Annotated in this window: 9 protein-coding genes; all 9 read left to right on the top strand. The window is 62.6% G+C overall.

The window, feature by feature from the left end; all coding sequences use genetic code 11:
* Nucleotides 1-22: 22 nt before the first annotated feature.
* The 9 genes from mrcB (at nt 23) to msrQ (ending at nt 9863) form a co-directional block, all read left to right on the top strand.
* Nucleotides 23-2344, top strand: coding sequence for a penicillin-binding protein 1B (gene mrcB, locus KSS95_RS06695; protein WP_217852711.1), 2322 nt, complete (start codon nt 23-25; stop codon nt 2342-2344).
* A gap of 25 nt (nt 2345-2369) precedes the next feature.
* On the top strand, nt 2370-3140 hold the full coding sequence (locus KSS95_RS06700) for a tetratricopeptide repeat protein (protein WP_217852713.1): 771 nt from the start codon (nt 2370-2372) through the stop codon (nt 3138-3140).
* Complete coding sequence (locus tag KSS95_RS06705) at nt 3137-3469, top strand: YqcC family protein (RefSeq protein ID WP_217852715.1); 333 nt, start codon at nt 3137-3139, stop codon at nt 3467-3469. Before KSS95_RS06700 ends, KSS95_RS06705 begins: the two co-directional genes overlap by 4 nt.
* A 407-nt stretch (nt 3470-3876) precedes the next feature.
* Nucleotides 3877-5601, top strand: a complete 1725-nt coding sequence (locus tag KSS95_RS06710) for an acetolactate synthase 3 large subunit (protein WP_186656754.1) — start codon at nt 3877-3879, stop codon at nt 5599-5601.
* 1 nt (nt 5602) lies between these two features.
* The gene (gene ilvN, locus KSS95_RS06715; protein WP_003250040.1) at nt 5603-6094 is read left to right on the top strand and encodes an acetolactate synthase small subunit; all 492 of its coding nucleotides are present in this window, start codon (nt 5603-5605) and stop codon (nt 6092-6094) included.
* 53 nt (nt 6095-6147) lie between these two features.
* On the top strand, nt 6148-7164 hold the full coding sequence (gene ilvC, locus KSS95_RS06720) for a ketol-acid reductoisomerase (RefSeq protein WP_038706849.1): 1017 nt from the start codon (nt 6148-6150) through the stop codon (nt 7162-7164).
* A 151-nt stretch (nt 7165-7315) separates the two neighbouring features.
* Entirely contained in the window at nt 7316-8167 is an 852-nt protein-coding gene (pssA, locus tag KSS95_RS06725) for a CDP-diacylglycerol--serine O-phosphatidyltransferase (RefSeq protein ID WP_028691215.1), read from the top strand.
* A 77-nt stretch (nt 8168-8244) separates the two neighbouring features.
* Nucleotides 8245-9258, top strand: a complete 1014-nt coding sequence (gene msrP / locus KSS95_RS06730) for a protein-methionine-sulfoxide reductase catalytic subunit MsrP (protein WP_217852717.1) — start codon at nt 8245-8247, stop codon at nt 9256-9258.
* Complete coding sequence (gene msrQ / locus KSS95_RS06735) at nt 9258-9863, top strand: protein-methionine-sulfoxide reductase heme-binding subunit MsrQ (protein WP_217852718.1); 606 nt, start codon at nt 9258-9260, stop codon at nt 9861-9863. The genes msrP and msrQ overlap by 1 nt, the downstream gene beginning before the upstream one ends.
* Nucleotides 9864-9880: the final 17 nt, after the last annotated feature.

The following is a 9880-nucleotide window of genomic DNA, read 5'->3' on the forward strand; positions in this document are numbered from 1 at the left end:
AAAGTGCGTATAATCCGCCGCCATGACACGTACCCGAAATTCCCGCACCGCAAAAAAACGCCCGTCCGGCCGCTCTCGCGCCTGGCTGGGCTGGGCGCTCAAGCTCAGCCTGGTCGGCCTGGTGGTGATTGCCGGTTTCGCGGTCTACCTCGATGCCACCGTCCAGGAGAAGTTCTCCGGCAAGCGCTGGACCATCCCGGCCAAGGTGTATGCCCGGCCGCTGGAGCTGTTCGTCGGCCAGAAGCTGAGCAAGAACGACTTTCTCACCGAACTCGACGCCCTGGGCTACCGCCGCGAAAGCGCGGCCAACGGCCCGGGCGCGGCCTCGGTCAACGGCAACAACGTCGATCTCAACACCCGTGGCTTCCAGTTCTATGAAGGCATGGAGCCGGCGCAGTTCGTGCGTGTGCGCTTCTCCGGCGACTATGTCGCAGGCCTGAGCGGCGCCAATGGCGGCAAGCTCGACGTGGTGCGCCTCGAGCCGCTGATGATCGGCGGTATCTACCCGAAGAACCTCGAAGACCGCATCCTGATCAAGATCGACCAGGTGCCGCCCTACCTGGTGGAAACCCTGATCGCCACCGAGGACCGTGACTTCTACAGCCACTTTGGCGTGTCGCCCAAGTCCATCGCCCGGGCCGTGTGGGTCAACACCTCCTCGGGGGCCATGCGCCAGGGCGGCAGCACCCTGACCCAGCAGTTGGTGAAGAACTTCTTCCTCACCAACGAGCGCAGCCTCAGCCGCAAGCTGACCGAGGCGATGATGTCGGTGCTGCTGGAAGTGCACTACGACAAGCGCGAGATCCTCGAGGCCTACCTCAACGAAGTGTTCATCGGCCAGGACGGCCAGCGCGCGGTACACGGCTTCGGCCTGGCCAGCCAGTTCTTTTTCAGCCAGCCGCTGCAGGAGCTCAAGCTGCACCAGATCGCCTTGCTGGTGGGCATGGTCAAGGGGCCGTCCTACTACAACCCACGCCGCCACCCCGAGCGCGCCCTGCAACGGCGCAACCTGGTGCTCGACCTGCTCGCCGAGCAGGGCGTGGCCACACAGGACGTGGTCGACGCGGCGAAGAAGATGCCCCTGGGCGTGACCAAGCGCGGCAGCCTGGCCGACAGCTCGTTCCCGGCCTTCCTCGACCTGGTCAAGCGTCAGCTGCGCCAGGACTACCGCGACGAAGACTTGACCGAAGAAGGCCTGCGCATCTTCACCAGTTTCGACCCGATCCTGCAGATGAAGGCCGAGACCGCCATGAGCGAGACCTTCAAGCGCCTGGCCGGGCGCAAGGGCGCCGACGAAGTGGAGTCGGCGATGGTCGTCACCAACCCCGAGACCGGCGAAGTGCAGGCGCTGATCGGCAGCCGCCAGTCGGGCTTCGCCGGTTTCAACCGCGCCATCGACGCGGTGCGCCCGATCGGCTCGCTGGTCAAGCCGGCGGTCTACCTGACCGCGCTGGAGCAACCGAGCAAGTTCACCCTGACCAGCTGGGTGCAGGACGAGCCGTTCTCGGTCAAGGGCGCCGATGGCCAGGTATGGCGGCCACAGAACTACGACCGCCGCCCCCACGGCACCATCTACCTGTACCAGGGCCTGGCCAACTCCTACAACCTGTCCACCGCCAAGCTCGGCCTGGAAGTGGGCGTGCCTAACGTGATCAAGACCATCGGCCGGCTGGGCGTGCAGGTCGACTGGCCGGCGTTCCCGTCGATGCTGCTGGGGGCCGGCGGCATGTCGCCGATGCAGGTGGCGACCATGTACCAGACCCTCGCCAACGGCGGTTTCAACACGCCGATGCGCGGTATCCGCAGCGTGCTCACCGCCGAAGGCGAGCCGCTCAAGCGCTACCCGTTCCAGATCCAACAGACCTTCGACCCGGGCTCGATCTACCTGGTGCAGAACGCCATGCAGCGGGTGATGCGCGAAGGTACTGGGCGGTCGGTGTACAGCCAGTTGCCCAGCTCGCTGACCCTGGCCGGCAAGACCGGCACCAGCAACGACTCGCGCGACAGCTGGTTCTCCGGCTTCAGCCAGGACTTGCTGGCCGTGGTGTGGCTGGGCCGCGACGACAACGGCAAGACACCGTTCACCGGCGCCACCGGGGCGTTGCAGGTGTGGACCAGCTTCATGAAGAAGGCCGATCCGCTGCCGCTGGACATGCCGCAGCCGGATAATGTGGTGCAGGCCTGGATCGACCCGTACAGCGGTCAAGGCTCCGACGGTAGCTGTCCGGGAGCGGTGCAGATGCCGTATATTCGCGGCAGTGAACCACCCGCTGGCGCCACCTGTGGTGGCGAGCAGAACCCGGCCGAATCGGTGATGGACTGGGTCAAGGGCTGGATGAATTGAGCACGAGCTTTGAAGAGGGTGTGAAGTGAACAAGTGGTGGATTCCTGCCTTGACCGCGGTGGCCGTATTGCACGGCTGTGCCAGTGTCCCGCGTGGCAATATCCCGGTGGTGGATTCGAGCACCCGGGTTTCCGACAACGAGCGGGTCATGGCCAAGCGCAACGCGGCCTACCCGACCAGCGGTGGCAGCCGCCAGTCGCAGGCGTTACCGGAAGACTCCGGCGTCACCGTGATGATCCCGCAGGGTACCGGCGGCGCGCCGATCCAGTCGTTCCCGGCCGGTAGCAGCGCGGCGCCGATCAGCACCGGCCCGATTACCCCGGGCCCGGTCAGCAGTGGGCCGATCACCACCAATCCCAACCCGATCGCCGACGAACCGTTCGACATCGCCTCGATGAGCAAGCCGGCGCCGGTCACCAGCGCCCCCACCGGCATCCCGCGTGCCAGTGGTGGCCTGTCGGCCGACGAGCAGCTCGACGGCCCGGTGCTGGCGCTGCTGACCACCGCCCAGCAACAACAGGGTAGCGGTGACTTCAACGGTGCCGCCTCGAGCCTGGAACGTGCCCAGCGCATCGCCCCGCGCGAGCCGCAGGTGCTGTTCCGCCTGGCTCAGGTGCGCCTGTCGCAGGGCGATGCCGCGCAGTCCGAGCAACTGGCACGCCGTGCCCTGACCTACGCCAACGGTCGCCCAGACCTGCAGGCCCAGCTGTGGAACACCATCGCCCAGGCCCGTGAAAAGCAGGGTGACAGCGCAGGTGCCGCGCTGGCGCGGCAGAAGGCGCGGGTCAACCTGTGATGGAACAGCGCATTCTCGATATCGCCGATCAACTGCTGCTGATCGAGCAGGAGCTCAAGGTCCAAGGCTGGTGGAGCGACGCCACCCCCAGTGCCGAGGCGTTGGCCAGCGTGGAGCCGTTCGCGGTGGACCGCATGAGCTTCGAACAGTGGCTGCAGTGGATCTTCCTGCCGCGCATGAAGCTGATCCTCGAGCACGGGCACCCGTTGCCCAGCGCCTCGGGCATCCTGGTGATGGCCGAGACGGTGTTTGTCGACCGCCCGGAACAAAGCCGCGAGCTACGGCGTCTGCTCGCAACTTTCGACCAATTGATCGCGCCTTCCGCCTGATTTCTACCGTTTTTCCTTCAAGGGCCGCAGATTGTGGCCCTTTTTTGTGGAAATCTTATTTTTCCTGCTGCTGCTCAGGGTATTAGTGGTGGTGAGAATTCATCTTGATGAAAAATTGGCAATAATTTCTCTTGACTTGTGGGCGCCGAATCACAAGAATCCAGATTCCGCTGTAGAGGGACTGCCAGAAGCAGACCCGCTAAGCAGATCATGAGGCGCACACCCGCGCCGACTTGCTACACCCCGCAACGCGTTACCTCGCGCTGGGTGGGAAAGCCCGCAACACACCAGGGTATTCCCAATACTTGCTCAGTCAGTGCTGACGTTCGCTCATGCTCTGCTTGGCAGTAAACCTAATAAGACCCGCTCAGTGAGGGCGGTATTCTGGCGTTTTAGAGGTGAACAACGTGGAGCTCTTATCCGGCGCTGAAATGGTCGTCCGCTTCTTGCGCGACGAAGGCGTTAAGCACATCTACGGGTACCCAGGCGGTGCTCTCCTGCATGTTTACGATGCCTTGTTCAAGGAACCGGAAGTCCAGCACATCCTGGTTCGCCACGAACAGGCTGCCACCCATATGGCGGACGGATACGCCCGTGCCACCGGCAAGGCCGGCGTGGTACTGGTGACTTCCGGTCCAGGCGCGACCAATGCCATCACCGGCATTGCCACCGCTTACATGGACTCCATCCCGATGGTCATCCTGTCTGGCCAGGTGCCCAGCACCATGGTCGGCACCGATGCCTTCCAGGAAACCGACATGATCGGTATCTCGCGGCCGATCGTGAAGCACAGCTTCATGGTCAAGCATGCCTCGGAAATTCCTGAAGTCCTGAAAAAAGCCTTCTATCTGGCGCAATCCGGCCGTCCCGGTCCGGTCGTGGTCGACATTCCAAAAGATATGACCAACCCGGCCGAGAAGTTCGAGTACATCTACCCGAAAAAGGTCAAGCTGCGTTCGTATAGCCCGGCCCTGCGCGGCCACTCCGGGCAGATCCGCAAGGCAGCCGAAATGCTCCTGGCGGCCAAGCGGCCAATCGTTTATGCCGGCGGCGGCGTGATTCTCGGCGGCGGCTCCGAAGCCCTCACCGAAATCGCCAAGTCGCTGAACCTGCCAGTCACCAACACCCTCATGGGCCTCGGTGGCTTCCCAGGTACCGACCGCCAGTTCCTCGGTATGCTCGGCATGCACGGCAGCTACACCGCCAACATGGCCATGCACAACGCCGACGTGATCTTCGCCGTCGGTGCGCGCTTCGACGACCGCGTGGTCAACGGCCCGGCCAAGTTCTGCCCGAACGCCAAGATCATCCACATCGACATCGACCCGGCGTCGATCTCGAAGATGATCAAGGCCGACGTGCCGATCGTCGGCCCGGTCGAAAGCGTGCTCAGCGAGATGCTCGCGATCCTCAAGGAAATCGGCGAGCAGCCCGACAAGGCAGCGCTGGATGCCTGGTGGAAGCAGATCGACGAATGGCGCGGCGACGGCGAGCTGTTCCCCTACGACAAGGGCGACGGCAACATCATCAAGCCGCAACAGGTCATCGAGACCCTGTGCGAAGTGACCAAGGGCGATGCCTTCGTCACCTCCGACGTCGGCCAGCACCAGATGTTCGCGGCGCAGTACTACCGCTTCAACAAGCCCAACCGCTGGATCAACTCCGGTGGCCTGGGCACCATGGGCTTTGGCTTCCCGGCGGCGATGGGCATCAAGCTCAACTTCCCCGACCAGGATGTGGCCTGCGTGACCGGTGAAGGCAGCATCCAGATGAACATCCAGGAGCTGTCCACCTGCATGCAGTACGGCCTGCCGGTGAAGATCGTCAACCTGAACAACGGTGTGTTGGGCATGGTCCGCCAATGGCAGGACATGGCCTACAACGGCCGCCACTCGCACTCCTATGTCGAGTCGCTGCCGGACTTCGTCAAGCTGGCCGAGGCCTATGGCCATGTGGGTATCCGCATCACCAGCCTGAAGGACCTCAAGCCCAAGCTCGAGGAAGCCTTCGCGATGAAGGATCGCCTGGTGTTCATCGATATCGCGGTCGACCGCACCGAGCACGTCTATCCGATGCAGATCAAGGATGGCTCGATGCGTGACATGTGGCTGAGCAAGACGGAGCGTACCTGATATGCGGCATATCATTTCCCTGCTGCTGGAAAACGAACCCGGTGCCTTGTCTCGCGTGGTCGGCCTGTTCTCCCAGCGCAACTACAACATTGAAAGCCTGACCGTGGCACCGACCGAAGACCCGACCCTGTCGCGTCTGACGCTGACCACCGTTGGCCATGACGAGGTGATCGAGCAGATCACCAAGAACCTGAACAAGCTGGTCGAAGTGGTCAAGCTTGTCGACCTCTCGGAAAGCGCTCACATCGAGCGTGAACTGATGTTGGTCAAGGTCAAGGCCACCGGCGCCCAGCGGGCCGAGATCAAGCGCACTACGGATATTTTCCGTGGCCAGATCGTCGATGTGACCGCCAGCGTGTACACCGTGCAGCTGAGCGGCACCAGCGACAAACTGGACAGCTTCATCCAGGCCATCGGTACCGCATCGATTCTCGAAACCGTGCGCAGTGGAGTCACCGGCATTGCCCGTGGCGACAAAGTGCTCAGCATCTAACTTCAAAAATTAGCGATGGCTCCACTGGGGCCGAGATATAACAGGGGTGTTTCATGAAAGTTTTCTACGATAAAGACTGCGACCTTTCCATCATCCAGGGCAAGAAAGTCGCCATCATCGGCTACGGCTCCCAAGGCCACGCCCAGGCGTGCAACCTCAAGGACTCCGGTGTAGACGTTACCGTCGGTCTGCGTAAAGGTTCGGCCACCGTTGCCAAGGCAGAAGCCCATGGCCTGAAAGTCGCCGACGTCGCCAGCGCCGTTGCCGCCGCCGACCTGGTCATGATCCTGACCCCGGACGAATTCCAGGGCCAGCTGTACAAGAACGAAATCGAGCCGAACATCAAGAAAGGCGCCACCCTGGCCTTCTCCCACGGCTTCTCGATCCACTACAACCAGGTGGTGCCGCGCGCCGACCTCGACGTGATCATGATCGCGCCGAAGGCCCCGGGCCACACCGTGCGCTCCGAGTTCGTCAAGGGCGGCGGCATCCCTGACCTGATCGCCATCTACCAGGACGCCTCGGGCAACGCCAAGAACGTCGCCCTGTCGTACGCCGCTGGCGTCGGTGGTGGCCGTACCGGCATCATCGAAACCACCTTCAAGGACGAGACCGAAACCGACCTGTTCGGTGAGCAGGCCGTGCTCTGCGGCGGTACCGTCGAGCTGGTCAAGGCTGGTTTCGAGACTCTGGTCGAAGCGGGCTACGCCCCAGAGATGGCCTACTTCGAGTGCTTGCACGAGCTGAAGCTGATCGTCGACCTCATGTACGAAGGCGGCATCGCCAACATGAACTACTCGATCTCCAACAACGCCGAGTACGGTGAGTACGTCACCGGCCCTGAAGTCATCAACGAAGAATCGCGCAAGGCCATGCGCAATGCGCTGAAGCGCATCCAGGACGGCGAATACGCGAAGATGTTCATCAGCGAAGGTGCCACCAACTATCCTTCGATGACCGCCAAGCGTCGCAACAACGCCGCCCACGGCATCGAGATCATCGGCGAGCAACTGCGTTCGATGATGCCGTGGATTTCGGCCAACAAGATCGTCGACAAGACCAAGAACTAAGGTCTGGTTCGATAAATGAAAAACGCGGCTTCGGCCGCGTTTTTTCGTTTGCGCGGCCAGCTTCTGGTATAAAGCGACCAGTGGCTCGCCGTCAGAACCTGTTTCGCGGGCCCATGTCGAACATATTCCACACTGTTGCAAGGTACTTTTCATGAGCGAACGTCCCGAAGAGCCGAACAAGCCCTCCGACGCCGAAAGCCTGCTACCTGTCGATGAGCACGTTGAAGAAGGTCATGACGCCGAAGGGCGCAAGGTCCGTCACCGCGGCATCTACCTGCTGCCCAACCTGTTCACTACCGCGAACCTGTTCGCCGGCTTCTATTCCATCATCAGCTCGATGAGCGCGCAGAGCGCCCTGAGCGCCGGTGACCCGCGCGAGGCGAGCAAGTATTTCGCCTTCGCCGCCATCGCCATTTTCGTGGCCATGGTCCTCGACGGCCTCGACGGTCGTGTCGCGCGCATGACCAACACCCAGAGCGCCTTCGGTGCCGAGTACGACTCGCTGTCGGACATGGTCGCCTTCGGTGTGGCTCCGGCCCTGCTGGCATTCGGTTGGGCGCTGGGCGACATGGGCAAGGTCGGCTGGATGGTCGCCTTCATCTATGTAGCCGGTGCGGCACTGCGCCTGGCGCGCTTCAACACCCAGGTCGGCACCGCCGACAAGCGCTACTTCATCGGCCTGGCCAGCCCGGCCGCGGCAGGTGTGGTGGCCGGTACCGTGTGGGCGTTCAGCGACTACGGCATCCAGGGTTCGAAGCTGTCGTTCCTGGTGGCGCTGCTGGTCGCTGCCGCGGGCATGCTGATGGTCAGCAACATCAAGTACAACAGCTTCAAGGAGCTCGACCTCAAGGGCCGCGTGCCTTTCGTCGCGATCCTCGCGGTGGTGCTGGTGTTCGCCGTGGTGTTCAGCGATCCACCGCGCATCCTGCTGCTGATCTTCCTGGCCTATGCTGCGTCGGGGCCGATCCAGTTCCTGTTGCGGGCACGCCGTCGCAAATCCTGACAAGGATTTAATCGCGGAATAACCTGCCGGCTCCATAGTCTTACGTGTACATCAGTTGCCCGTGCTATGGAGCCGCCATGCTCATCAAGCTTCCCCGATCTTCCGACTGCAACGCGTCGCAGGTCACCCCCGAAGATATCTACCTTTCCCGTCGTCGTGTGTTGGGCGCAAGCCTGGCAGGCCTGGCCGTGGGCGCCTTGCCGCGCCTGGGTATGGCCGCCGAGCCGTCGCGCTATGCCGATGCCGTGGCCGGCAGCCCGCCCGCCTGGTTCGGCGACAAGCTGGCCGCCACCCGCTGGCAGGCGATGACAGTGCCGGGGGAGGCGATCACGCCGTTCAAGGACGCCACCCACTACAACAACTTCTATGAGTTCGGCCCCGACAAGGGTGACCCGGCAGCCAATGCCGGCAGCCTGCGGACCGAGCCGTGGAGCCTGGTCGTCGATGGTGAGGTGGCCAAGCCTGGTCGCTATGCGCTGGAGGACTTCGTCAAACCCTACCAGCTCGAGGAGCGTATCTATCGGTTGCGCTGTGTCGAGGCCTGGTCGATGGTCATTCCCTGGCTGGGTTTTCCGCTGGCCGAGGTGCTCAAGCAGGTCGAGCCGACCTCCAAGGCGCGTTATGTTCGTTTCGAAACCCTGCAGGACCCCCAAAGCATGCCCGGCCAGCGCTCCGGCTTCGCCCTGATCGACTGGCCTTATGTAGAGGGATTGCGCCTGGATGAAGCGATGAACCCGCTGGCGATCCTGGCGGTGGGTATGTATGGCCGCGAGCTGGCCAACCAGAACGGCGCGCCGCTGCGGCTTGTGGTGCCGTGGAAGTATGGCTTCAAGAGTATCAAGTCGATCGTGCGCATCAGTTTGGTAGCGCAGCAGCCGCAGACCACCTGGCAAGGGCTGGCGCCCGAGGAGTATGGCTTTTATGCCAACGTCAACCCGACGGTCGACCACCCGCGCTGGACCCAGGCGCGGGAGCGACGTCTGCCCAGCGGGCTGTTCAGTCCCAACGTGCGCGATACCTTGATGTTCAACGGTTACGCCGATGAAGTGGCGTCGTTGTACGGCGGGCTCGATCTGCGGAAGAACTATTGATGCGCTATCCCGGGTTTCGCTTGGCTATCTTCATTGCCGGTTGCCTGTTTCCGCTGTGGTGGCTGTATGAGGCACTGACGGGGCAGCTCGATCCGGACCCGGGCAAGATCCTCATGGACCGGCTCGGGCTGGGGGCGCTGGTGTTCTTGTTGATTACCCTGGGTATGACGCCATTGCAGCGGTTCAGTGGTTGGTCGGGGTGGATCGTGGTGCGCCGGCAACTGGGGTTGTGGTGCTTTGCTTATATAGTGCTGCACTTGATGGCGTACCTGGTGTTCATCCTGGGGCTGGACTGGGGGCAGTTCGGCGTGGAGTTGCGCAAGCGGCCGTACATTATTGTTGGTGCGCTGGGGTTTGTTGGGTTGCTGGCGTTGGCGGTTACCTCCAACCGTTATAGCCAGAAGCGGTTGGGCGCGCGGTGGAAGAGGCTGCATCGGCTGGTGTATGTGATTTTGGGGTTGGGGTTGCTGCATTTTTTGTGGATTGTGCGTTCGGATTTGCGTGAATGGGCGATTTATGCGGCGGTGGGTGGGGTGTTGATGGTGTTGCGGGTGCCGGTGGTGGTGCGTTGGGTTGGGCGGCGGGGGAGGAGTGGATCGGGGTGATGGGGGGTGGAGGTTGT

It is taken from the genome of Pseudomonas muyukensis (assembly GCF_019139535.1).
GTDB classification, from domain to species: domain Bacteria; phylum Pseudomonadota; class Gammaproteobacteria; order Pseudomonadales; family Pseudomonadaceae; genus Aquipseudomonas; species Aquipseudomonas muyukensis.